We start from the raw sequence: 23,106 nt of genomic DNA on the forward strand, positions 1-23,106 counted from the left end.
CGGGCTTTATTCGCCGCTGGCTCTCACGAAACGGTGATCGGGAAATTCGGCACGCCTGCCGAATAAACCCGCCGGCTGCGGTGTTCATTCGCCGCAACCCTGTCTTCCAGACCAACCCGTCTTGTCCCGAAGGAGATACATCATGACCTCAGCAACCTCCCGAATTGCATCCGTTCTCATCAGCGGCGCGATCGCCGCCTTCGCGTTCACCGCGCCTGTTTTCGCAGCCGGCGGCGACGATAGCGGCGGCGCCACCACGCCCACCTGCAAGAAGGGTGAGGTTTATGACAAGAAGACGCAGAAATGCGTCAAGCAGTCGGGCGCCAACATCACCGACGACAACCGCACCGAATACGCCTATTCGCTGGCCAAGGCCGGTCGTTACGATGAGGCGCTGGCCATGCTCGACACGCTGAAGAACCAGAACACCGCCGAGGCGCTGAACTATCGCGGCTACGCAACGCGTAAGCTTGGACGCACGGATGAGGGCATTGGCTACTATCTGAAGTCGGTCCAGCTCGATCCGCAATATGCCAAGGTCCGCGAATATCTCGGTGAAGCCTATGTCATCAAGGGTCGCATCGATCTCGCCAAGGAGCAGCTCGGCACCATCAAGACGCTGTGCGGCACGTCTTGCGAGGAATATCGCGATCTCAATGAAGCGATCACCGATCCGTCGAAGATCTGAGGCCCAAAGTCTGAAGTGTGAGGCGCGAACACCCGATAATGTGACGAGGAACATGCCGATGGTCGTCGCCTACACGACATTTCCTGCCTATAGTCACGCCAACAAGACCGCGCCGGCTCGTCCAGCGCGGTCTTCGGCAAACCCCGTGGCGGAGGCGGCCATCGCAAGCGAATCCGATATCAGGAGCGGTCTGACGGAAAACCTGTCGCGGCTCTGGCGCTATGGTCTCGTGCTCTCGCATCGCCGCGACGTGGCCGACGATCTGGTGCAGCAGACCTGCGTGCGCGCTCTGGAGAGGGCCACGCAGTTTCAGGTGGGCACCCGGCTCGATCGCTGGCTGTTTGCCATTCTTCATTCGATCTGGCTCAATGAAATCCGCTCGCGGCGGGTCCGCGAAGGGCAGGGCTTCGTCGACGCCGAGCAGGCGCTCGTCGTCGATGGCGCGCGCGAAACGGAGACGCATGTCATGGCCGCTCAGGTGCTTCGTCTCGTTGGCGCGCTGCCCGATGCGCAGCGTGCCGCGGTCTTCCTGGCCTATGTCGAGGGCCTGTCCTACAAGGAGGTGGCCGCCGTGCTCGATATTCCGATCGGCACCGTCATGAGCCGGCTGGCCGCTGCCCGCGCGACCCTTGCCGGCAATCTGAAAGAGGAGGGCGGACGATGACCGACAAGACCACGATCCCCTCCGACGAGGAGCTGACCGCCTATCTCGACGGCGAACTGCCACCTGCTGAGGCTGCGCGTCTCGAAGCACTCCTGGAAACGCACGCCGAGCTGGCCTCCCGCCTCGAGTTCCTGTCCCGCGCCAGCCTGCCCTTCGCGCAGGCCTTCGATCCGCTGCTCGCTCAGGCGCCAAAGGCCGAGCTCGAAGCCATTCTCTCGCGTCTCTCCGCCACATCAGCGGCAACGCCGGCCCCCAGCCGCCGTCGCTTCCTCGGCGCACTCGCCGCCTGCCTGGTTGCCGGCGTCATCGCCGACCGCGCCTTCATCGGCCTGAGCCGGCAGCTCGCCGCCACCGATGAAAGCAGCGAATGGCGCGCCACGGTCGCCGATTACATCGCGCTCTACACGCCCGAAACACTGGCCGGCCCGGTGCCGTCGCTTGCGGCGCAATCCGGGCAGTTGTCGGCCGTCGAAGCAAGGCTCGGCCTGCGCCTCTCGCCGGAGGCGATCGCGCTTCAGGGCGTCGATTTCAAACGGGCGCTGCTCCTGCAATATGACGACCAGCCACTCGCCCAGCTCGCTTACCTCGACCCCGAGACGGGCCCCCTGGCCCTCTGCATCGTCCGCTCCGACGACGGCATCAAGCCGCCCGACGTCGAAGCCCGCAAGGGCATGAACGTCGTCTATTGGTCGGATAAGACCCACGCCTTCATGCTGATCGGCCATGCGTCGCCGGAGCGGATGAAGGCGTTGGCGGGGGATGTGAGGATGCAGTTGGCGGTGTGAGTGGGACATGGCGATACGGCCAACCAATTTGCACGCCAACACACCGCGCGGGGCTCCGCGACGGCTGGCCTTTAGGCTGGGAAGGGCAGGCATATTCTATCGGTGGTATGGGTTGTCAGGCATGATGCCTGCCCGATCGCTTCGGTTTCCGGTTCGCCCGATCCGGCAGGAGCGTCTCCCGGGTCAGCCTTGCCGGAAGATCCTTGGCCCTGACGGCCTCAAATCTCCTTGGCAACCATCACCACGCGCCGGTTCCTGAATGGACGATCGAGATCCGGTTCGCGACCCGGCTCCCTGCGCGATGACGGGGCGATTATGGCCATGACGTCGAGGTGCGGGGATGGAAAATCACAGCCGGACGCCTAAGCCTTTGGGTAGGCTGGCGGATTTCTTTGGTCGAGGATGACATCGTACCCGGCGCGCGCAGGTGTGCTATCGGAAAAACCTACCGCCACATCGTCCGCATCCGTGCCGCCACATCCACCCTTATCTGCTGCGTACTCCGCTCCGAAGGCGTCGCGACCACCACCGGCCATGCGGCCGTCTCGAAATATTGCAGCAGCGTCACCGGAATGAACCGTGTGCGCGACGCATAGACATGCCGGTCGCCCTGGCCGTGTTGGCCGCTGGTGAAGAAGCGTTGCGGGGTGATCAGCGTCAGGCTGTCCTTTGCCCGCGTCATGCCGACATAGAGCAGCCGGCGCTCCTCCTCGATCTCCTGCGTCGTGCCGACGGCGAGGTCGGAGGGGATGCAGCCATCGACGACGTTGAGCATGAACACCGCCCGCCACTCCTGTCCCTTGGCCGAATGGATGGTGGAGAGGATGAGATAATCCTCGTCGAGCAGCGGCACGCCGGCCTGGTCGCTGGTGGCGTCGGGCGGGTCGAGCGTCAGTTCGGTGAGGAAGCGCTCGCGGTTGGCATAGCCGGATGCGATCTGCTCGAGTTGCAGCAGGTCGGCCTTGCGGGTGTCGGCGTCCTCGTGGATGCGGTCGAGATGCGGCTCGTACCATTCGCGCGCCTGCGCGATCTCGGCAGGCCACGGCCCGTTCGACTTGCGCAATCCTTCCAGCAGCTGCACCAGCGCCGGCCAGCTTTCGCCGGTCTTGGCCGGCGGCGGAATTTCGGCGAGCGCCATTAGCGGCTCGGGGTCGGCGGCGATCGTGTCGAGGATCTTGCCCGCCGTCTGCGGCCCGATCCCGGGCAGCATCTTCAGCAGCCGGAAGCCGGAGACCCGGTCGCGTGGGTTCTGCGCGAAGCGCAGGATCGCCAGCATGTCCTTGACATGCGCCGAATCCAGGAACTTCAGCCCGCCGAATTTGACGAAGGGGATGTTGCGCCGGGTCAGCTCCACTTCGAGCGGGCCGCTGTGCGAGGAGGTGCGAAACAGCACTGCCTGCTGCTTCAGCGTCATACCCACTTCGCGGTTGGCGAGCACCTGCTCGACGATGTAGTTCGCCTGGTCGTTCTCGTCCTTGACGGTGAGCAGCTTCGGCCGCTCTTCCGATTGCCGGTCGGTCCAGAGGTTCTTGGTGAAGCGCTCGCGCGCCAGTTCGATGACGCCATTGGCGGCGGCAAGGATCGTCGTCGTCGAACGATAGTTGCGGTCGAGCGTGATGATATCGGCCGGCGGCTCGAATGTCCTAGGGAAGTCGAGAATATTGCGGATCGTCGCCGCCCGGAAGGAGTAGATGGACTGCGCGTCGTCGCCGACGACGGTTAAGCCCCGCCCGCCAGGCTTCAGCGCCATCAATACGGAGGATTGCAGCCGGTTGGTATCCTGGTACTCGTCCACCATCACATGGTCGAAGCGCCCGCCAATGTCGGCTGCCAGTTCCGGATCGCTGACCATCTGCGCCCAGTAAAGCAGGAGGTCGTCGTAATCGAGCACGTTCTGCGCCTGCTTGGCCTCGACGTAGCAGGCAAACAGCTCGCGCAGCTGCTCTTCCCAGGTCGCCACCCACGGATACCAGGTCTTCAGGACCTCGGAGAGCGGCGTCTCGGAATTGACCGTGCGCGAATAGATCGCCAGACACGTGCCCTTGGTCGGAAACCGGCTTTCGGTCTTGGAGAAGCCGAGCTCGTGCCGGATGAGGTTCATCAGGTCGGCGCTGTCTTCCCGGTCGTGAATGGTGAAATCGACATTGAGGCCGATCTGCTCGGCATAGATCCGGAGCAGTCGCGCGCCGATCCCGTGAAAAGTGCCGGCCCAGGTCAGCGCGTCGGTCATCACGGCGGAATTGGCGCCGAGCACCTGCCGGCAGATGCGCTCGACGCGCCGTGCCATCTCGGACGCCGCCCTTCGCGAAAAAGTCATCAAGAGGATACGGCGCGGATCGGCGCCGTTGACGATCAGATGCGCCACCCGGTGCGCCAGCGTGTTGGTCTTGCCCGATCCGGCGCCGGCGATGATCAGCAGAGGACCGCCCGTCGTATCCGGTCCCTGACCGACCCCATGCTCCACGGCAAGACGTTGCCGCTCGTTCAGTTTCTCGAGATAGGCCGCCGCCTGCATCTATTCTTCAGCCTCTAGCATACGCGCCGCGATGGAAACGCGACTCGGGAACAAATATGGAACGTATCAGTGCCGTCTGATGTTTGGAAGTCCCGCAGCGCTGTCACCACAGGGAAACGGTCGGACCTGAACATTTGGTGCACTGCGGAAAACGGGCGACATCTCAGGTGTTGCGTGGCATAAGGGCGCCGAAAACCTGTTTTGGACCACGCTTCCCATGATCCGCATCGAAAATATCAGCAAGCAGAACAGCCACCGCATCCTCTTCATCGAGGCCTCGGCGGCGCTCAACAAGGGCGAGAAGATCGGCCTCGTCGGCCCGAATGGCGCCGGCAAGACGACACTCTTCCGCATGATCACAGGCGAGGAGCAGCCCGATGAGGGCAATGTCGCCGGTGAAAAAGGCGTCACCATCGGCTACTTCAACCAGGATGTCGGCGAAATGTCTGGCCGTAGCGCCGTGGCCGAGGTCATGGAGGGCGCCGGCCCGGTCAGCGTCGTTGCCGCCGAACTGCGCGAACTCGAAGCCGAGATGGTCGATCCCGACAAGCTCGACGAGATGGACCGCATCATCGAGCGTTACGGCGAGGTACAGGCTCGCTACGAGGAGCTGGATGGCTACGCGCTCGAGGGCCGCGCCCGCGAGGTGCTCGATGGCCTGAGCTTCACCCAGGAAATGATGGATGGCGATGTCGGCGGCCTCTCCGGCGGCTGGAAGATGCGCGTGGCGCTCGCCCGCATCCTGTTGATGCGCCCCGACGTCATGCTGCTCGACGAGCCGAGCAACCATCTCGATCTCGAAAGTCTGATCTGGCTGGAAGAGTTCCTGAAGAACTATGACGGCGCGCTTTTGATGACCTCGCACGACCGCGAGTTCATGAACCGCATCGTCGGCAAGATCATCGAGATCGATGGCGGCCAGCTCACCTCCTATTCCGGCGACTATGCCTTCTACGAACAACAGCGCGCCCAGAACGAGAAGCAGCAGCAGGCGCAGTTCGAGCGCCAGCAGGCCATGCTTGCCAAGGAAATCAAGTTCATCGAACGCTTCAAGGCGCGCGCCTCACACGCCTCGCAGGTGCAGAGCCGCGTCAAGAAGCTGGAAAAGATCGACCGCGTCGAGCCGCCCAAGCGCCGCCAGTCGGTGGCCTTCGAATTCCTTCCCGCGCCGCGCTCCGGCGAAGACGTGATCAACCTGAAGAACGTCCACAAGAAGTACGGCAGCCGCACGATCTATGAAGGCCTCGACTTCATGGTTCGCCGCAAGGAGCGCTGGTGCATCATGGGCATCAACGGCGCCGGCAAGTCGACGCTGCTGAAGCTGGTCACGGGCTCCACCGAGCCGGACCAGGGCACGGTTGCGCTCGGCGCGAGCGTCAAGCTCGGCTATTTCGCCCAGCACGCCATGGACCTGCTCGATGGCGAACGCACGGTTCTCGAATGGCTGGAAGATAGCTTCCCGCTGGCCGGCCAGGCGCCGCTGCGCGCGCTCGCCGGCTGCTTCGGCTTTTCCGGCGACGACGTCGAAAAGAAGTGCCGGGTTCTCTCCGGTGGTGAAAAGGCGCGTCTGGTCATGGCCAAGATGCTGTTCGACCCGCCCAACCTGCTCGTCCTCGACGAGCCGACCAACCACCTGGATCTCGACACCAAGGAAATGCTGATCAAGGCGCTGTCGCAATACGAAGGCACCATGCTTTTCGTCAGCCACGACCGCCACTTCCTAGCGGCGCTCTCCAACCGCGTGCTGGAGCTGACGCCCGATGGCATTCATCAGTATGGCGGCGGCTATACAGAGTACGTCGAGCGCACCGGCCAGGAAGCGCCGGGTCTGCGGGGATAATAAAATGCCGGGCGGTGACGTCCGGCATTTTTCATTGGCGTGAGATTGGTGCGCGGGCGCTTAAGCCCGCTCCTCCCAAACCCTGGCAATCTCCACGATCGTCTTCGCAGCCCGCTCCATATCCTGCCGGCTCACCCATTCCAGCGGCGAATGAAACGCGTGGCCGCCGGCGAAGATGTTGGGGCAGGGCAGGCCCATGAAGGAGAGGCGCGAGCCGTCGGTGCCGCCGCGAATGCTGCCGCGCTTCGGTTCCATCCCGGCGCGGCGAATGCCCTCGATGGCGTTCTCGACGATATCGGGGTGGCGATCGACCACTTCCTTCATGTTGCGATACTGCTGCTTGACCTCGAAAGTGTAGGTCGAGCCCGGATAGCCGGCCATCACTTGCCTGACGATCGCTTCCAGCATCTCTTCCTTGGCCGTCAGCCCCGCATTGTCGAAATCGCGGATGATCAGCCCGATCTCAGCCTTCTCCATCGAGCCGGTAACGCCGGTCGGATGGATGAAGCCCTGCCGGCCCGATGTCGTCTCGGGGCCGATATCTCTCGGCAGCCGGTCGATGATCGCGCCGGCGATCCTGATGGCGTTTTCCATCTTCCCCTTGGCGAAGCCCGGATGGATGGCGACACCTTGGATGGTGATCTCGACGCCGTCGGCCGAAAATGTCTCGTCCTCGATATGCCCCGCCGTCGACCCGTCCATCGTATAGGCGAAGTCGGCGCCGAGCTTCTTCAGGTCCACCTTATCGACGCCGCGGCCGATCTCCTCGTCCGGCGTGAACAGGATCTTGATCGTGCCATGCTTGATATCGGGATTGGAGACGAGGAACTGCGCCGCCGTCATGATCTCGGCGATCCCCGCCTTGTCGTCGGCGCCGAGCAGCGTCGTTCCGTCGGTCGTGATGATGTCGTTGCCGATCTGGTTCTTCAGCTCCGGATGCTCGCTCACCCGGATAACCTGCTGCTGGTCGCCGGTTAGGCGAATATCGCCGCCCTCGTAGCCGCGCAGAATCTGCGGCTTAACGTTGGTGCCGCTGAAATCGGGCGCCGTGTCCATATGCGAGCAGAAGCAGATGACGGGCACCTGCTTGTCCGTGTTGGCGGGAATGGTCGCATAGATATAGCCGTGCTCGTCCAGATGCGCGTCCGAAAGGCCGATCGCCAGCAGTTCATCGACCAGCACGCGGCCGAGGTTCTTCTGCTTCTCGGTGGAGGGCTGGCTCGGCGATTGCGGGTCGGATTGCGTGTCGATGACGACATAGCGCAGGAAGCGGTCGGTAACGGTATCGGTCATGATGCGGTCCATTCTTCTGTATCAACCGATCACTGCTCTATCCCTCATCGCCCCTCTGGTGAAGCACTTTCGGTTGCAGGCAGGTCGGCCTCGCGCAGCCGGTAGCCGACGCCGGTTTCGGTGGTGATGTATTGCGGCTGGTCGGGTGTGGCCTCGATCTTCTGCCGCAGCTGGCGCACATAGACACGCAGATACTGCACATCCGCCGCCGGTCCCCAGATCTGCTTCAGCATGAATTGATGCGTCAGCACCTTGCCGGAATACTGCGCTAGCACACGCAGGATATCGTACTCCTTCGGCGACAGCTTGATCTCGCGTTCGTCGACCTTGACGATCCGCTTGACCAGATCGATCGACAGCCCGCCGGTGCGAAACACCGCCTTCTCGCCCTGCTGCTGCAGCCGGTGGCGCAGCGCCACGCGGATGCGCGCGCCGAGCTCGTTCATGCCGAACGGCTTGGTCACATAGTCGTCCGCCCCCGTCTCCAGCGCCTTGACGATCCCGCCTTCATCGGTGCGGCTAGAGAGAATGACGACGGGCGTGGTCAGCCCCTGTTCGCGCCATTCGCCAAGCAGCGCGTGGCCCGGCGTGTCGGGAAGGCCGAGATCGAGCACGATGAGATCGGGGCCGACTTCGCCTGCAAGCGCGCGAGCGGTCGCCGCATCCGGCGCCTCATGCACCTCGTATCCCTGCGCCGTCAGACCGACGCGCAGCAGCTTGCGGATAGGGGGCTCGTCGTCGACGACGAGGATTTTCACGGGCGAACCGGTCATTTCATATCTTCCAGCTTCGTGATGTCATTCGTGATCTCTTGGGGGCGGGGCAGCCTGATGGTGAAGACCGCGCCCGAGCGGTCGGGCCGATTTGACGCGGTGATGGTGCCGCCCATCGCCTCGACGAAACCGCGGCAGATGGAGAGGCCAAGTCCTGTGCCGGCCCGCACCTGGTCGCCCTTGCGCACGCGGTAGAAGGTGTCGAACACGCGGTCGAGATCATTATCAGGAATGCCCGGCCCGCTGTCGGCCACCTGCACCATCACATCGCCGGTCACGATGCCATTGTTGGCCCATCCCTTGATCTCGACGGTCGAACCCTCGGGCGCATATTTCGCGGCATTGTCGATGAGGTTGAACAGCACCTGCTCGAAGAGGACGGGATCGACCCTGACAGTCGGCAGGTCCGCCGGGATGGTCACGTGCACGCCGTGATGCGACAGGATCTTGGCCGCGCGGCGAAGCGCGCTGCCGACGATGTCGCCGACATCATGCAGAGCCGAATTCGGCTCCATCGCCCCGGATTCGATCCGCGTCATGTCGAGCAGGTTGGCGATGAAGCGGTTCAGCCGCTCGGATTCGTCGACCACGGTCGAAAGCAGATCCTTGCGGTCCTCCTCGCTCATCGAGGCGAAATAGTCGCGTAGCGTTGTGGAGGCGCCGAGCACGGCGGCAAGCGGCGTCTTCAGGTCGTGCGAAATCGAGGTCAGCAGCGCCGAGCGCAGCCGGTCGGCCTCTGCCGCCAGCTTCGCCTGGTCGACGTCGGCGACGAGCTGGATACGCTCGATCGCCAGTGCCGCCTGGTCCGCCAGCGCATCGAGCAATCTCTGCTGTTCCGGCGTCAGAAGCGGCCCGTCGCGGCGGTCGCTGTCCAGCCCGATCACGCCGACGGCGGCGCGTCCGGTGCGCAGCGGCACATAGAGCCGCTTGGCGCCCGGCAGCGTGTCTGCGCCGCGTCCGGCGGCGTGGTTGTGCTCCCACGCCCAGCGCGCGGCCGCGATGTCGGCGTCGTCAAGTGTATCGTCTGGCGGATAGCCGGCCCTCACCGCGATCGTCCCGTTCTCGGGCAAGAGCAGCACGACGCGCACCCTGAGCATCGACGCCAGCTGGAAGGCCGTCGCCCAGAGCACGTCGTCAAGCGTGCCGGTGCCGGCGAGCTTCTTCGAGAAGAGATAGAGATCCTCGGTGGTGCGCGCCCGCTGCCGCGCCGCGGATGCCTGCCGCTGCACTGTTGCCGTCAGGTTGCTGGCGACGATCGCCACGCCGAGAAAGAAGAACAGCGCCAGCACGCTTTCCGGATCGCTAATCGTCAGCGTGTAGCGCGGCGGCAGGAAGAAGAAGTTGAAGGCGAAAGCGCCGAGCAGGCAGGAAAACAGTGCCGGCCGTAGCCCGTGCAACACCGCCGAGGTCAGCACCGCCATCAGGAACACCAGCGCCAGATTGCGCACGTCGAGCACCTGGTCGAGCACGATGCCGGCGACAAGCGCGATCGCCACATAGACGATTGCCAGCAGATAGGCGCGCAGATCGAAGGCTGGTCGGGCCGCTGCCGCCTTGACGCCGCGTTGCGCGCCAGCTTTGTGATCGTCGCCCGAAATGACGTGAACGCTGATATCGCCTGCCTTGCGGATCAGAAGATCGGCGGCAGACGGCGAGAACCACTCCCGCCATGTCGGCTGCTTCGGCGCGCCGATCACGATGTGGGTAACGTTGTTGGAGGCGGCGTAGCGGATCAGCTCTTCCGAGGTCTCGCGCCCGGGAACGGTGATCGCCTCGCCACCGAGCTGTTCGGCCAGCCTGAGATTGGCGGCCAGTGTGTCGCGTTCGGCCTCGCTGAGGTTGATCGAGCGGTTGGTCTCGACATAGACGGCGGCCCATGGCGCCCTCAGCCGCGAGGCCATGCGCGCGGCATAGCGCACCAGCGACGCCGAGGCCGGATGGTGATCGACCGACACCAGCACGCGCTCGCTCGCGGCCCACGGGCCTGATATCGCATGCGCCTGCATGTGGTTCAAAAGCTGGTCGTCCACCCGCTGCGCCGTGCGCCGCAGCGCCAGTTCCCGCAGCGCCGTCAGGTTGCCCGGCGTGAAATAGTTGGTCAGCGCCCGCTCGGCGGTGTTGGCCATGTAGACCTTGCCGTCATGAAGACGCTTGATCAGGTCGTCGGGCGTGAGATCGATGATCTCGACGTCGTCGGCCATGTCGATCACCTTGTCCGGCACCGTCTCGCGCACCCGGATGCGGGTGATCTGCGAGACGACGTCGTTCAGGCTCTCGACATGCTGGATATTGAGCGTCGAATAGACGTCGATGCCGCGATCGAGCAGTTCCTTGACATCGAGGTAGCGCTTCGGGTGTCGGCTGCCCTCGGCGTTGCTGTGCGCGAGTTCGTCGACCAGCACGAGGTCGGGCTTGCGGGCGATGATGGCGTCGATATCCATCTCTTCCAGCCGCCGGCCCCGGTAGTCGACTGACACGCGCGGCACGATCTCGAAGCCCGCAAGCATCGCCTGCGTCTCCTTGCGGCCATGCGTCTCGACGATACCAACCACCACATCGACGCCATCGGCGATCTTCGCGCGCCCGGAGGCCAGCATCTCATATGTCTTGCCGACGCCGGGCGCTGCCCCCAGAAAGATCTTCAACCGCCCACGCGTCTCCGCCCGCGCTTTTTCAAGAAGCGCCTCGGGCGAGGGCCGTCCGGCCTGTTCGCGGTTGTCGTCTGGCATGCGGCGTTGTGCTTTCCTGGCGGTCGATGGACTGGCCCCCTCATCCCCGGTGCAACTTGTTGCACCTGAACCCTTCGGGCCACCTTCTCCCCGTGGGGGAGAAGGGAGGAGCCGTGACGCCTGCGGTTCTCCTCTCCCCTCGGGGAGAGGGTGGCCGAGCGCAGCGGAGGCGGGTGAGGGGGCCTCTGGCTGTTTTACTCACTCATAGAAGCATCAAGCCTCTGGTTCAACTTGAGAACATTGACCACAGGCTCGCCGAGAAAACCAAGCTCCCGACCTTCCACGGCGCCATCCACCAGCGCCTTCACCTTGGCCTCGTCCACACCTCGGGCCTTGGCCACACGCGGCACCTGGAAGTAGGCGGCATCAGGCGAGATGTGCGGGTCAAGACCGCTGCCCGACGCGGTGACGAGGTCTGCCGGCACCGGCGCGTTCGGGTTGCTCGCCTTGGCGGCCTCGTAGTCGGCCTTCACCCGGTCGATCAGCTTTTGGCTGGTCGGCCCGAGGTTGGAGCCGCTGGAGCTTGCCGCGTTGTAGCCGTCGCCGGCCGCCGACGGGCGACCGTGGAAATATTGGTCGCCGGTGAAGGCCTGGCCGATGAGCGACGAGCCGATCACCTTGCCGTCCTTCTCGATCAGGCTGCCGTTCGCCTGGGCGGGAAACAGCGCTTGCGCGGCGCCCGTCATGGCGAGCGGATAGACGAGGCCGGTGATGGCGGTGGTGGCGACGATCATCACGATCGCGGGACGAAGTTGCTTGAGCATGGACGTAACTCCTTAGACGAGGCCGATGGCAGTGATCGCCATGTCGATCGCCTTGATGGCGACGAATGGAACGACGATGCCGCCGAGGCCGTAAATCAGCAGGTTGCGGGACAGCAGCGCGCCGGCGCCGATCGGCCGGTAGCGCACGCCGCGCAGCGAAAGCGGGATCAGCGCGATGATGATCAACGCGTTGAAGATGATCGCCGAGAGAATGGCGCTTTGCGGCGTCGACAGGCCCATGACGTTGAGCGCCGTCAGCTGCGGATAAAAGGTCAGGAACATCGCCGGGATGATGGCGAAATACTTGGCCACGTCGTTGGCGATCGAAAACGTCGTCAGCGCGCCGCGTGTCATCAGGAGCTGCTTGCCGATCTCGACGATCTCGATGAGCTTCGTCGGGTCGCTATCGAGATCGACCATGTTACCGGCCTCGCGGGCGGCCACCGTGCCGGTGTTCATGGCGACGCCGACATCCGATTGCGCCAGCGCCGGTGCGTCGTTGGTGCCGTCGCCGCACATGGCGACCAGCTTGCCCTTGGCCTGCTCCTCGCGGATCAGCGCCAGCTTGTTCTCAGGCGTCGCCTGCGCCAGGAAATCGTCGACGCCGGCTTCGGCTGCGATTGCCGCCGCCGTCATCGGGTTGTCGCCGGTCACCATGACGGTGCGAATGCCCATGCGGCGCAGTTCCGCGAAACGTTCGCGGATGCCGCCCTTGACGATGTCCTTCAGCTGGATGACGCCGAGCAGGCGTCCGTCGCGGGCAACGGCAAGCGGCGTGCCGCCCGCCTTGGCGATCTCGTCGGCAATGGCCTGCAGCTCGCGCACCGTGTCGGAGTTCGAGCGCAGTGCGATCGCCGTGTTGCCCGAAGCGATGGCGGAACCACCGTCGACATAGGAGAGCACCGCATCGACGGCACCCTTGCGAATCGAAGACCCTTCGACATCGACGCCGCTCATGCGGGTCTGCGCGGTAAAGGGCACGAAGGTGGCCTTCAGGCTCGTCATGTCGCGGCCGCGGATCGCGTATTTCTCCTTGGCGAGCACCACGATCGAGCGACCCTCGGGCGTCTCGTCGGCAAGCGAGGCGAGCTGCGCCGCATCGGCCAGTTCCTGCTCGCTGACCCCACGAACCGGGCGGAAGGCGGTCGCCTGGCGATTGCCGAGCGTGATCGTGCCCGTCTTGTCGAGCAGCAGAATGTCAACGTCGCCCGCTGCCTCCACCGCGCGGCCGGACATTGCTAGCACGTTGAAGCGCACGAGGCGGTCCATGCCGGCAATGCCGATTGCCGAGAGAAGCGCGCCGATCGTCGTCGGGATGAGCGTCACGAACAGCGCGACGAGCACGATGATCGGGATCGAGCCGCCGGCATAGGCAGCAAAGCTTGGGATCGTCGCCGTGGCAAGCACGAAGATCAGCGTCATGCCGGCAAGCAGGATGTTGAGCGCAATCTCGTTCGGCGTCTTCTGCCGCTCCGCACCTTCGACGAGCGCGATCATCCGGTCGATGAAGGTGGAGCCGGCCGCCGCCGTGATGCGCACGCGGATCCAGTCGGACAACACCTGCGTGCCGCCGGTGACCGCCGAGCGGTCGCCGCCCGATTCACGGATGACGGGCGCGGATTCACCGGTGATCGCTGCCTCGTTGACGGAGGCAACGCCTTCGATCACCTCGCCGTCGGAGGGGATGATATCTCCCGCCTCGACCAGCACGAGATCGCCCACCTTCAGGCTGGTTCCCGTCACCATGCGATAGCCGCTGCCATTGTTGGCGGTCAGAAGCTTGGCCTGCGTTTCGGTGCGCGCCTTGCGCAGGGAATCCGCCTGCGCCTTGCCGCGGCCTTCCGCGACTGCTTCGGCGAAATTGGCGAACAGCACCGTGAACCAGAGCCACAGGTTGATCTGGAACGAGAAGCCGAGATTGCTGCCGCCGGTCACGAGATCGCGGATGAAGAGGACGGTGGTCAGAACCGAAACCGTGGCGACGACGAACATCACGGGGTTCTTGGCAAGCGCCTTCGGGTTCAGCTTCTTAAAAGCCGCGCCGAAGGCCGGAATGAGAATGCGGGCATCGAGGATGCTCACGGATTTTGCCTGGCTCATAAGAGAACTCCAGCGTTTGAGACAATTATTGAATGGGGCGGGCGCCGCGCTCTTAACCCTCCCCCTTGTGGGGAGGGTGGCCGGCAGGCGGGAGGGGTTTTCCGCGAAAGAAATTCCCCTCCCCAACCCCTCCCCACAAGGGGGAGGGGCTCACCGCACCCTCTGTGAATCGATATCGGTTCCGATCAGAAGCTCTGGCCGAAAATCAGTTTGTAGAGAGCGGCCGCAACCAGAAGGGCGGCCAGCATGAGAAGCGCCACGTCGGAGCCCTTTATCGATCTGGCCCCGGTCTTGCCCGCCCGCCCCGGAAGACCGGAACGGGCAGGGAGCTTGTGGCGCCTGAAGTGGCGGATCAGCATGGTCATGTCCTCAGAACGTCTGGCCCGAGATCATCATCAGGTGCTCGATAACAGGACCGAGCGCCAGCGCCGGGAAGAAGGTCAGGCCGCCGACGATGACGATGGTGCCCGTCAGTAGACCAACGAAGAGCGGGCCATCCGTGGGGAACGTGCCGTTCGAGGCCGGAACCGTCTTCTTGGCCGCCAGCGAGCCGGCGATGGCGAGCGCCGGAATGATGACCAGGAAACGGCCGGCCAGCATCGCGATCCCGAGCGTCACGTTGTACCAGGGCGTGTTCCCCGTCAGCCCGCCGAAGGCCGAGCCGTTGTTGGCGGCGGCGGAGGAGTAGGCGTAGAGGATTTCCGAGAAGCCGTGCGGTCCAGCCGTGCCGACCGAGGCGACGGCCGAAGGCAGCACGCTTGCGATCGCCGTGAACACCAGCATCGTCAGCGGCAGGCACAGGATGGCAAGCACGGCCATCTTCATCTCCTTCGCCTCGATCTTCTTGCCGAGATATTCAGGCGTGCGCCCGACCATCAGGCCGGCCACGAAGATGGCGATGATGACGAAGAGCAGGATGCCGTAGAAGCCCGCGCCGACACCGCCGACGATCACTTCGCCGAGCTGCATGTTGATGAGCGGGATCAGGCCGCCAAGTGCGGTGAACGAGCCGTGCATGGCATTGACCGCGCCGCACGACGCCGCCGTGGTGATGACGGCAAAGAGCGAGGAGAGTGTGATGCCGAAGCGCACTTCCTTGCCTTCCATGTTGCCGCCTTCAAGGCCGAAGGCATGCATCAGCGGATTGCCGGCCGCTTCAGCCCAATAGGTGACGCCGACGCCGATGAGGAAGAGCACGAACATGCTGGCGAGGATCGCCCAGCCCTGTTTCTGGTTGCCGACCATGCGGCCGAAGACGTTGGTGAGCGAGGCACCGATCGCGAAGATCGCCACCATCTGGATCAGGTTGGAGATCGCATCGGGGTTTTCGAACGGGTGCGCGGAATTGGCGTTGAAGAAGCCGCCGCCATTGGTCCCCAGCATCTTGATCGCCAGCTGCGAGGCGACGGGACCGACCGCGATCGTCTGCTTGACACCTTCGAGCGTGGTCGCCTCGACATAGGCGCCAAGCGTCTGCGGTACGCCGAGTGCTACGAAGACAAGGGTCATGACGATTGAGAGCGGCAGGAGGATGTAGAAGGTGGCTCTCACCATATCGACCCAGAAATTGCCGACGGCCTTGCCGGATGCGCGCGAAAACGCCCGGATGAAGGCAAGCGCGATGGCAATGCCGGTTGCCGCCGAGACGAAGTTCTGCACCGTGAGCCCTGCCATCTGCGTCAGATAGGACATCGTGCTTTCGCCGCCGTAGTTCTGCCAGTTGGTGTTGCTGACGAAGCTCACGGCGGTGTTGAAGGAGAGCTCTGGCCCGACTGCGGCCATGCCGGCAGGATTATAGGGCAGCACGGCCTGCAGTCGCAGCAGCGCATAGAGCACCAGCGCCCCCAGCAGATTGAAGGCGAGCATGGAGATCGCATAGGTCGTCCAGTGCTGCTCTTCGCGCTCGCTGGTGCCCGACAATGCGTAAAGTCCCCGCTCGATCGGAGCGAGGACGGGTGAGAGAAGCGTGCGCTCGCCCGAAAAGACACGCGTCATGTAGCCGCCGAGCGGTTTGACGAGCGCGATAACGATCCCGCAGTAAAGCAGGATCTGAAGCCATCCGTTGAGGGTCATCTTAATTAACTTTCAATACCCGGCGCTATGAGAGATCAGAATCGCTCGGGGCGGATGAGGGCATAGGTGAGGTAGACGGTGAGGAACACGGTCACGGCACCGCTGAGGACATAGTCGAATATCACTGTGTTTCTCCCGCTAGAGGCTGTCGCAGACGTGTGCGTAGGCGGCGCAGAGCACGAAGAACAGGATCGTGATACCGAGCAGAACGATGTCGATCATCGACCATCACTCCTTGAATTGTTTCGAAATGGAGACGCGACGCCGGCCGGTGGGCCATGCGCTTGTCCCTGGTGTCTCGGGCAAGATCTTGCGATCGCCCGGCCATCAATATGCGGCCGAAGCGCATTAAGGTTCGAGACGCGGAAAAAGCCGCCAATATAAAAATCTTATAAATGCGCGATGGGGTCACGCGGGCGTTGTCGCCGACAAGAGGCCCGACATGCTGTCCAGTCTGGCGAAAGCTTCCAGCCATAGGTTGCGGCCGATAAGGAACCCACCTGCCTCGGCTGTTCGCCCGAATGTCCGTTGCGATACGTGAAGGCCAATGGCATGCCAAAGACTGAATCGACTGCGAGCGCCACCGATACACTGGCCGAGCTGGCGTCGTTGAAAGCGCAGGTGGAACAGCTTGGTGAGCGCATCGAAGTTCAGGGGGCCGTTCAGTTCGAAATCGCCAAGCTGCTGCAGACGTTCCATGGCCAATTGCAGGCACTGCCCAGTCAGGTGAACGAGATCGTCAAGAAGGCGGTCGAGGAGAACGCGCAGGACAAGATTCCCCTGACGAGGGAGGTCCTGACCCGTCTCGACCACCGGCTGACCCAGCTGGCCGTTAATGGGCATACCGTCAAGCAAGTCAGCCAGATGACGTTGCGCCGTCTTGGTCCCGCCACACAGAAAATCCGGTGCGTCTTCATCGTCCAGTCGATTCCGATGTGGGATGCGCTTGCTGACGTTTATTCGGCCATGACCCACGATGATCGCTATCATCCGATGGTCGTCTCTATCGATAACAGCCAGCTCGGACGGGCCGAATTCACGGGCGAAGATGAGGTGCACGAAGGCCTGAACGCCCTCAACATCCCGCACATCCGCTTGAATATGCAGTCCTACGACGCGTTGGATGTCCTGCGCAATCTCATGCCTGATGTGGTGTTCCGCCAGCAGCAGTGGGATTCGCCGGTCCCTCATGGCCTGCGCACGCTCGAGATCACGTTCGCGCGTATCTGCGTCGTTCCATATGGCATGGGCGTGCTCGCAAATCCCAACGCTACGGACCCCTCTGAAGAGGCCTATCCCGACAACTACGATCAGCAATATCACCGCCTCGCGTGGAAGGTCTTTTGCGAGACGGAGATGACGCAGTCCTACTACCGTTCGTTTGCGCACTCTGATCCGGACAAGTTCGTGCTTTCAGGCTACCCCAAGCTCAACAAGCTGATGGAAGCCAAGGGCAAGGGCGAATGGCCGATCCCTGAGCCGAACGGTCGCACCTTCCGCGTCATCTGGGCGCCGCACCATTCGCTGGCCGTCAACGGTTATGGCTTTGGTGTTTTCCATAAGATTTACGAGCAGATGCTGGCCTGGGCGCGGTCAGCCAAGGACATCCAGTTCGTGCTGAAGCCGCATCCGGCGCTGGCCTTTGGCGCCGAGGAGAGCGGCCTCTTCCGCAACGGCGCCTATCAGCACTATCTTGACGCATGGTCGGCCCTGCCGAACTGCACCATCTGTGAAGGCACTTATGGCGAGCTGTTCGACGCTTCGGATCTGATGATCACCGACGGCGTATCGTTCCTCCATGAATATCATCTCTTCGAAAAGCCGCTGATCTTTATTGATTCCGGCGTTCATGCGCCCTTCAATGCGCTGGGAAGGCTGGCCGAACGCGCGGGACACCGCGTCGAGACCTTCAATCAGCTGCGCCAGGTGGCGCTCGATTACAAAGACGGTAAGCCCTGGAAGCTGGTGAAGGAGCGCGAGGAGCTTCTGCAGGTGCTGCTTCCCCGCACGGAGCCAGCCGCCAGCATCATTCTTGATTCCATTGCAGCCGATATAAAGATATCGAGGTCCTGAGCATGTACCGCGCGCAACAGCATGTACTGACACTACCTGTCGTCGCCGAGACGGGCGCGGTTAAGGGTCAAAAGCGTGGCACCGGCTTCGCCTTCGATCTCGATGGCACGATCACCCGCGCCGAACTGCTGCCGATGATCGCCTCCGAGCTTGGCCTTGAATCCGAAATGCGGCTCCTGACCGAACTCACCATGTCCGGCATGATACCCTTCGAGGATTCCTTTCGCCTGCGCTTCGCCATCCTGCGCAGCGCCGGTCTCGATCGGATCCGCTCGATCGTCGCGGAAGTCGAGTTCGACCCCGATATCGAGCAGTTCATCCGCCAAAACCGCGATCGCTGCTTCGTCGTGACTGGCAATCTCGATCTCTGGATCGCGCCGCTGGCCGAGCGCCTCGGCTGCCGCTTTTACACCTCAACAGCCACGACCGATAAAGACGGCTGGATTACCGGCCTCGAGACGGTCATGCGCAAGAACGTCGCCGGCCTTGAGCTAAAGGAAGAGTTCGACCGCCTCGTCGCCATCGGCGACGGTTTCAATGACGTGCCGCTCTTCGACGTCGCCGATATCGGCATCGCCTTCACCGGCCTGCATGGCGCGCCCGACGCACTGGTCTCCGTGTCCAACTATGTCGCTCTCGATGGGAAGTCGCTATGCCGTCTGTTAAACACGCTGTAATCGCGGCGGCCGGCCTCGGCTCGCGGCTGGGCCATGGCAAGCCGAAGTGCCTGGTCGAGATCGAAGGCGTCAAGATCATCAAGCATCTGCTGTCGCTGCTGAAGGATGTCGAGGACGTCCGCGTCATCGTCGGCTTCGAGGAAAAGGCCGTCATCGCGGCGATCCGCGCCATCCGCCCGGATGTGCTTATCGTCCGCAATCCCGGCTTCCGCAGCACCACCACGCTGCACAGCTACGAGCTCGGCGGCCGTTACATCAAGGGCGATTGTCTGTTCATGGATGGTGACATGCTGATCGAGCCGGAAAGCTTCGTAGCCTTCCTCGCATCCTGCGAGCCCGGCGTGGCGCAGCTCGGGATCACCAAGACCAAGACCCGCGACGCGGTCTTCTTAACGCGCGAGGATGGTCTTGCTACCAGCTTCCGTCGCGACGATCCGACCGAATATGAGTGGGCGAACATCGCCTGGCTGCCGGTCGATTACTTTGCCGACATCGGCAACACGGCGGTCTACGAGCACCTCAGGCAGTTCCTGCCGATCCGCACATATGAGGTGATCGCCTACGAGATCGACAGCGAGCAGGACCTGGCGCTGGCGAGAGACAATCTCCACCACTTCAATCTCCAAGCGCTGGCCGGCTGAAGCATGTCGCGCGCACCTGCGAGCGGCTTTGCGACGCCCGGCGATGCAAAGGCTTAACGCGTGACAAGCGAATCCTCGGGATCGAGCTACACTTCAACCGTGCAGGTAAGAAACGGAACCGAGCATGAGCCGCATATACAAGGACCAGGAAAGCATCGACGCCTTGAAGGTGCGCGATTTCTTCAATGGTCGCGCCAGGAAGGAAGGCAATGCCGTCAACGCGGTAATGCTGCAATCCGAGGGCTCGACGATCGCCGTCGACCGCGACATCCATGAGAAGACGCATCTCCTGCCACGCCTCGAGCGCCCGTCGAAGATTCTAGAACTCGGCTGTGGCGCTGGTCGCCTCGCGCGTTTCTACAACGACGGCGGCAACCGGTATCTCGGCTTCGATTTCTCCGAGGAACTGATCGCCCGTGCCGAGGCCGATATCGGCAACGACAGCAATATCCAGTTTCAGGCCGTCGAAGTCCCCAGAATTGCAGTCGAAGACTTCAGGCTGCAACCGCCTTTCGACGTTGTCCTGATCACGGGCCTCTTCATGTACTTGAACGACGAAGCCGTCCACGACAGCTTCGAAATGATCGCCAAGGTCGCAGCCCCGAACGCCGCGATCTACGTCCGCGAATCGCTTTCCGAACTCGATGTTCGCCTGACGCTCAAGGAGCATTTCTCCGAAGAGCTCGACGAAGTCTACAACGCCATCTACCGCACGACCACGGAGCTGACCGAGGTGATGACCGACACGCTGGTCGAGGCGGGGTTCGAGTTCGAAGTCTGCGGCGAGTATGCGTTCCCGCTGGCGCTGCGCAACCGGGCGGAGACGGCGCAGCGGTATTTTACGCTGCGGCGGGGGTGAGGGGTGGTGCCGTTGGGAACACAGGCATCAAACGAAATTCATCAGCCTATCAACGTATCCCATTCTCAATAAACACAGAATCATAGCGGTCGACAATGCCTTGAATCCATGGCGGGATACGCGAAGCGGCAATACGCCATTCTTGAAAATCGCGCACTGCCTTGTCCCAATCGGGAAATCCGCGCGCCTCTGTGATTTTCGTCTTGTTGTCCTCCGTTTGTTTGAGCATCGCTAAAGCCATGGCTCGTTGCTCATCCAGAAACTTCACAATGCTAAGGTTTATTTCGGGATGTTCAGTCGCAATTTGGGATGAGAGGCGCTTTAGTCGCGGCGTCGCCAGAGAAAGAATGTCGAGAGCTTTGCCAAGTTCGCCAGCGACCTCGGCATTAAGTCGTGATACCTCGGCACGTTTGTCACTCGCACGCATCGTGCGGTCATTGGCAAGGCCAATCAGCCCAAACAGCCAAGATATGAAATCCATACGCGTGCTCCAGTCATCGGCATCGCAATCTGCGCGCGAATCTACGTATTCGCAAGGCTAGACTGAACTGGTATAGCAGCAGCTTTCATTTCGTCTGTCAAAACGTCCGCTTAGATTTCTATGGAGGTCACACCGCTCGGTGCTCTGGGTGAGATTTGTCGTTTTTTGGAATCCAGAAAGTCGAATTTCTGGAGGATCGGTATGAGCACACTTCAAGAAGGATCACTTTCACGGGGCAGACCAAACTATCAATAGCTGCACCAGTCATCTGCTTCCCCCGAAGGGATTATCTCGGAAAACTAAAAGCTAGGGTGAAAGGCTTCGTTCCTGAAGTACCGTTTGGTGGGGTCAAATTTTGCAGATGGAAGGAATCGTTTTGGGCGATCGCATACAGTTGTTGTACCTGCCTCGCCTTGATGGCCTTCGCGCCGTCGCAGTTGCAGGTGTATTGTTTGAGCACTTCGCTCCCACCCACCTTGTCACTCTCAGTCCCGGCGGTGCCGGGGTAACTCTTTTCTTCGTGCTTAGCGGCTATTTGATCACACGAATTCTTGTAAACTATGATGGGTTCACGCCAAAATCAGCGGCGGTCCACTTTTATTGGCGGAGATTTTTGCGGCTTTCGCCTCCATTTTTTTCGGCGCTGCTGGTCGCCCTAATTTTGGGATTACCACATATTCGGGAAAATATCTGGATACATTCGCTATATTTGACAAATTTTAAAATCGGGCTGAGCGGATGGGGAACGGGTGCAGATCATTTTTGGAGCCTTTGTACAGAGGAACAGTTCTACCTTCTTTGGTTCATCCTGATTGTTTCACTTTGTCCAACGAGGATCGTCGGTCTCTTTCTTGGCTGCGCTGCGATTACCCTGTTGTTTAGGGGGATGGTCTATTTCCACGGAATGCCTCCTACGCTAACGGTACTTTTTCCCGGAAACCTCGTCAGTCTCGCTACGGGAGCCTTGATGGTAGAAATCGAGCGCCGCAAAGACTTGAACTGGCTGTGGACCGAGTTGAAAGCGCGACGAACACTAATCATCACAACCGTCATCTTCACAGCACTGTCGGCAACGCTGACGCTGGTCAGATTCCCGAATGCATTGTTTTATCCGTTTGTGGCATCCACCTGGAGTGCGTCTATTATCGCGCTTGCGGTTAATCCAAGCCAATCGAGCTTGCTTGATTGGTTGAAGTTGAAGCCGCTCAGATACCTTGGAAAGATCAGCTATGGAATATTTGTCTATCATATGTTCCTCCCAGCCATCTTGGCGCGTATTCCCTTTTTGCAGTTTGCTACAGAAAGAAGTTGGCTAGCTTTTGCCGTTCTCGTAACACTTTCAATTGCAATCGCACATTTGTCCTGGAAGTACCTCGAGGAACCAATCGCGCGCTACAAAGACCACTTCAAGCTCGTTCCAGTGGTGCGAGCTGGCGCGCAAAAGCCTGCCGCGGTGGCGGCGGAATAGTTTGGCCGCGAGCGGAGCAAAAATCGGCCAACTATTTCCCTGCTCGACGAATGCCGGAAGGCTTAGAGATCTTCCGCGTGGAGCTTATATTTGAAGTTGTAGCTTGCTGTTTCGAAAGGGATGAGCGGGCGCCGGACCGCGAAGAATCTCAACAGATGGCGTGACGGCGTTGCGCGGTGGATGACATTTTCGACGTCGTGGCAGACCGCCATGAGGAATTTTCCTGCCTGCCACCCTTGACACCGCCGCTTGTTCCGCGTGGGCGTCACCTTTGGGTTGCAGTTCTAGACATCAAGTTGCCAATGGTGCGAAAACGACATCCGGCACGACCGGAAAATCAAGGAATTAAGGGGATTTAGAGATATTGGCTGGGGAACCTGGACTCGAACCAAGATTAACGGAGTCAGAGTCCGTCGTTCTACCATTGAACTATTCCCCAGCAGTCGCTGCCGAAGCGTGCTTGGCTGCTGTGCGGCGCTTATAACCAAATCATCGCGGAATGCAAATAGCTGTTTGAAAAAAATTTGAGCGGTGCTGTGGAGTGTTGGAAAAGGCGGATTCTTGAGGGTTGGGAAAAAGAATTTGTCGTTTTGGCCGAGCGCTGGTATCTTCGCGCCAACGCAAAATCGAATGAGCGCCAGCAGCATACCTCAGGGAGTTCATCCTTCAGGACTTGCGCGGCG

Annotated in this window: 19 protein-coding genes and 1 tRNA gene; 9 read left to right on the forward strand and 11 right to left on the reverse strand. The window is 61.7% G+C overall.

Annotation, left to right across the window (positions count from 1 at the left end; all coding sequences use genetic code 11):
- Window positions 1–142 precede the first annotated feature (142 nt).
- The 3 genes from ACIQUB_RS08995 to ACIQUB_RS09005 are packed head-to-tail and all read left to right on the forward strand — an operon-like array spanning window position 143 to window position 2,137.
- Window positions 143–688: a tetratricopeptide repeat protein gene (locus ACIQUB_RS08995; RefSeq protein ID WP_113235531.1), complete on the forward strand. Its 546-nt coding sequence runs from the start codon at window positions 143–145 to the stop codon at window positions 686–688.
- 58 nt (window positions 689–746) lie between these two features.
- Window positions 747–1,352: an RNA polymerase sigma factor gene (locus tag ACIQUB_RS09000; protein WP_113235532.1), complete on the forward strand. Its 606-nt coding sequence runs from the start codon at window positions 747–749 to the stop codon at window positions 1,350–1,352.
- Window positions 1,349–2,137 (forward strand): zf-HC2 domain-containing protein, encoded by a 789-nt coding sequence (locus ACIQUB_RS09005; RefSeq protein WP_113235533.1) that lies wholly within the window; start codon window positions 1,349–1,351, stop codon window positions 2,135–2,137. The genes ACIQUB_RS09000 and ACIQUB_RS09005 overlap by 4 nt, the downstream gene beginning before the upstream one ends.
- Before the next feature lie 445 nt (window positions 2,138–2,582).
- Here the strand turns inward: ACIQUB_RS09005 and ACIQUB_RS09010 are convergent, their stop codons facing one another.
- Window positions 2,583–4,652: an ATP-dependent helicase gene (locus ACIQUB_RS09010; RefSeq protein ID WP_113235534.1), complete on the reverse strand. Its 2,070-nt coding sequence runs from the start codon at window positions 4,650–4,652 to the stop codon at window positions 2,583–2,585.
- Between the two features lie 217 nt (window positions 4,653–4,869).
- Here ACIQUB_RS09010 and ACIQUB_RS09015 point away from each other — a divergent pair, with 217 nt between their 5' ends.
- Window positions 4,870–6,492 (forward strand): ABC-F family ATP-binding cassette domain-containing protein, encoded by a 1,623-nt coding sequence (locus ACIQUB_RS09015; RefSeq protein WP_018898513.1) that lies wholly within the window; start codon window positions 4,870–4,872, stop codon window positions 6,490–6,492.
- Between the two features lie 60 nt (window positions 6,493–6,552).
- On the opposite strand, the gene pepT is transcribed toward ACIQUB_RS09015, so the two are convergent.
- From pepT to ACIQUB_RS09055, 8 genes are all read right to left on the reverse strand, one after another.
- Window positions 6,553–7,785, reverse strand: coding sequence for a peptidase T (gene pepT, locus ACIQUB_RS09020; RefSeq protein ID WP_113235544.1), 1,233 nt, complete (start codon window positions 7,783–7,785; stop codon window positions 6,553–6,555).
- Window positions 7,786–7,829: 44 nt separating this feature from the next.
- Window positions 7,830–8,558 (reverse strand): response regulator transcription factor, encoded by a 729-nt coding sequence (locus ACIQUB_RS09025; RefSeq protein ID WP_111561750.1) that lies wholly within the window; start codon window positions 8,556–8,558, stop codon window positions 7,830–7,832.
- Window positions 8,555–11,287, reverse strand: coding sequence for a sensor histidine kinase KdpD (locus ACIQUB_RS09030; protein WP_113235535.1), 2,733 nt, complete (start codon window positions 11,285–11,287; stop codon window positions 8,555–8,557). Before ACIQUB_RS09030 ends, ACIQUB_RS09025 begins: the two co-directional genes overlap by 4 nt.
- 194 nt (window positions 11,288–11,481) lie before the next feature.
- Window positions 11,482–12,051, reverse strand: a complete 570-nt coding sequence (gene kdpC, locus ACIQUB_RS09035; protein WP_113235536.1) for a potassium-transporting ATPase subunit KdpC — start codon at window positions 12,049–12,051, stop codon at window positions 11,482–11,484.
- A gap of 12 nt (window positions 12,052–12,063) precedes the next feature.
- Window positions 12,064–14,151, reverse strand: a complete 2,088-nt coding sequence (kdpB, locus tag ACIQUB_RS09040) for a potassium-transporting ATPase subunit KdpB (protein WP_113235537.1) — start codon at window positions 14,149–14,151, stop codon at window positions 12,064–12,066.
- 185 nt (window positions 14,152–14,336) lie between these two features.
- A complete protein-coding gene (locus ACIQUB_RS09045) occupies window positions 14,337–14,510 on the reverse strand; it encodes a hypothetical protein (protein ID WP_162726921.1) in 174 nt (57 codons plus the stop codon).
- Between the two features lie 10 nt (window positions 14,511–14,520).
- A complete protein-coding gene (gene kdpA / locus ACIQUB_RS09050) occupies window positions 14,521–16,224 on the reverse strand; it encodes a potassium-transporting ATPase subunit KdpA (RefSeq protein WP_402929284.1) in 1,704 nt (567 codons plus the stop codon).
- 35 nt (window positions 16,225–16,259) lie between these two features.
- On the reverse strand, window positions 16,260–16,349 hold the full coding sequence (locus ACIQUB_RS09055) for a K(+)-transporting ATPase subunit F (RefSeq protein ID WP_111561755.1): 90 nt from the start codon (window positions 16,347–16,349) through the stop codon (window positions 16,260–16,262).
- A gap of 427 nt (window positions 16,350–16,776) precedes the next feature.
- Between ACIQUB_RS09055 and ACIQUB_RS09060 the strand changes: the two genes are divergently transcribed.
- The 4 genes from ACIQUB_RS09060 to ACIQUB_RS09075 all read left to right on the forward strand — a co-directional run bounded on the left by ACIQUB_RS09060 (window position 16,777) and on the right by ACIQUB_RS09075 (window position 20,474).
- A complete protein-coding gene (locus ACIQUB_RS09060; RefSeq protein ID WP_162737557.1) occupies window positions 16,777–18,297 on the forward strand; it encodes a CDP-glycerol glycerophosphotransferase family protein in 1,521 nt (506 codons plus the stop codon).
- Window positions 18,298–18,299: 2 nt separating this feature from the next.
- Entirely contained in the window at window positions 18,300–18,974 is a 675-nt protein-coding gene (locus ACIQUB_RS09065; protein WP_113238531.1) for an HAD family phosphatase, read from the forward strand.
- On the forward strand, window positions 18,950–19,615 hold the full coding sequence (locus ACIQUB_RS09070; protein WP_113238512.1) for an NTP transferase domain-containing protein: 666 nt from the start codon (window positions 18,950–18,952) through the stop codon (window positions 19,613–19,615). Before ACIQUB_RS09065 ends, ACIQUB_RS09070 begins: the two co-directional genes overlap by 25 nt.
- Window positions 19,616–19,739: 124 nt before the next feature.
- Window positions 19,740–20,474: a class I SAM-dependent methyltransferase gene (locus ACIQUB_RS09075; RefSeq protein ID WP_113238513.1), complete on the forward strand. Its 735-nt coding sequence runs from the start codon at window positions 19,740–19,742 to the stop codon at window positions 20,472–20,474.
- Between the two features lie 49 nt (window positions 20,475–20,523).
- Here ACIQUB_RS09075 and ACIQUB_RS09080 read toward each other — a convergent pair whose 3' ends face one another.
- Window positions 20,524–20,955: a hypothetical protein gene (locus tag ACIQUB_RS09080; RefSeq protein ID WP_113238514.1), complete on the reverse strand. Its 432-nt coding sequence runs from the start codon at window positions 20,953–20,955 to the stop codon at window positions 20,524–20,526.
- 361 nt (window positions 20,956–21,316) lie between these two features.
- Here ACIQUB_RS09080 and ACIQUB_RS09085 point away from each other — a divergent pair, with 361 nt between their 5' ends.
- The gene (locus ACIQUB_RS09085) at window positions 21,317–22,423 is read left to right on the forward strand and encodes an acyltransferase (protein WP_113238515.1); all 1,107 of its coding nucleotides are present in this window, start codon (window positions 21,317–21,319) and stop codon (window positions 22,421–22,423) included.
- 365 nt (window positions 22,424–22,788) lie between these two features.
- Here ACIQUB_RS09085 and ACIQUB_RS09090 read toward each other — a convergent pair.
- Window positions 22,789–22,862, reverse strand: a tRNA-Gln gene (locus tag ACIQUB_RS09090).
- Between the last annotated feature and the right edge of the window lie 244 nt (window positions 22,863–23,106).

The organism is Rhizobium sp. NPDC090275 (assembly GCF_044772225.1).
GTDB lineage: Bacteria > Pseudomonadota > Alphaproteobacteria > Rhizobiales > Rhizobiaceae > Rhizobium.

Coding starts and splice junctions, on each gene's coding strand:
- ACIQUB_RS08995 (WP_113235531.1), top strand. CDS start 143: ATGACCTCAGCAACCTCCCGAATTGCATCCGTTCTCATCAGCGGCGCG.
- ACIQUB_RS09000 (WP_113235532.1), top strand. CDS start 747: ATGGTCGTCGCCTACACGACATTTCCTGCCTATAGTCACGCCAACAAG.
- ACIQUB_RS09005 (WP_113235533.1), top strand. CDS start 1,349: ATGACCGACAAGACCACGATCCCCTCCGACGAGGAGCTGACCGCCTAT.
- ACIQUB_RS09010 (WP_113235534.1), bottom strand. CDS start 4,652: ATGCAGGCGGCGGCCTATCTCGAGAAACTGAACGAGCGGCAACGTCTT.
- ACIQUB_RS09015 (WP_018898513.1), top strand. CDS start 4,870: ATGATCCGCATCGAAAATATCAGCAAGCAGAACAGCCACCGCATCCTC.
- pepT (WP_113235544.1), bottom strand. CDS start 7,785: ATGACCGATACCGTTACCGACCGCTTCCTGCGCTATGTCGTCATCGAC.
- ACIQUB_RS09025 (WP_111561750.1), bottom strand. CDS start 8,558: ATGACCGGTTCGCCCGTGAAAATCCTCGTCGTCGACGACGAGCCCCCT.
- ACIQUB_RS09030 (WP_113235535.1), bottom strand. CDS start 11,287: ATGCCAGACGACAACCGCGAACAGGCCGGACGGCCCTCGCCCGAGGCG.
- kdpC (WP_113235536.1), bottom strand. CDS start 12,051: ATGCTCAAGCAACTTCGTCCCGCGATCGTGATGATCGTCGCCACCACC.
- kdpB (WP_113235537.1), bottom strand. CDS start 14,151: ATGAGCCAGGCAAAATCCGTGAGCATCCTCGATGCCCGCATTCTCATT.
- ACIQUB_RS09045 (WP_162726921.1), bottom strand. CDS start 14,510: ATGCTGATCCGCCACTTCAGGCGCCACAAGCTCCCTGCCCGTTCCGGT.
- kdpA (WP_402929284.1), bottom strand. CDS start 16,224: ATGACCCTCAACGGATGGCTTCAGATCCTGCTTTACTGCGGGATCGTT.
- ACIQUB_RS09060 (WP_162737557.1), top strand. CDS start 16,777: ATGCCAAAGACTGAATCGACTGCGAGCGCCACCGATACACTGGCCGAG.
- ACIQUB_RS09065 (WP_113238531.1), top strand. CDS start 18,300: ATGTACCGCGCGCAACAGCATGTACTGACACTACCTGTCGTCGCCGAG.
- ACIQUB_RS09070 (WP_113238512.1), top strand. CDS start 18,950: ATGCCGTCTGTTAAACACGCTGTAATCGCGGCGGCCGGCCTCGGCTCG.
- ACIQUB_RS09075 (WP_113238513.1), top strand. CDS start 19,740: ATGAGCCGCATATACAAGGACCAGGAAAGCATCGACGCCTTGAAGGTG.
- ACIQUB_RS09080 (WP_113238514.1), bottom strand. CDS start 20,955: ATGGATTTCATATCTTGGCTGTTTGGGCTGATTGGCCTTGCCAATGAC.
- ACIQUB_RS09085 (WP_113238515.1), top strand. CDS start 21,317: ATGGAAGGAATCGTTTTGGGCGATCGCATACAGTTGTTGTACCTGCCT.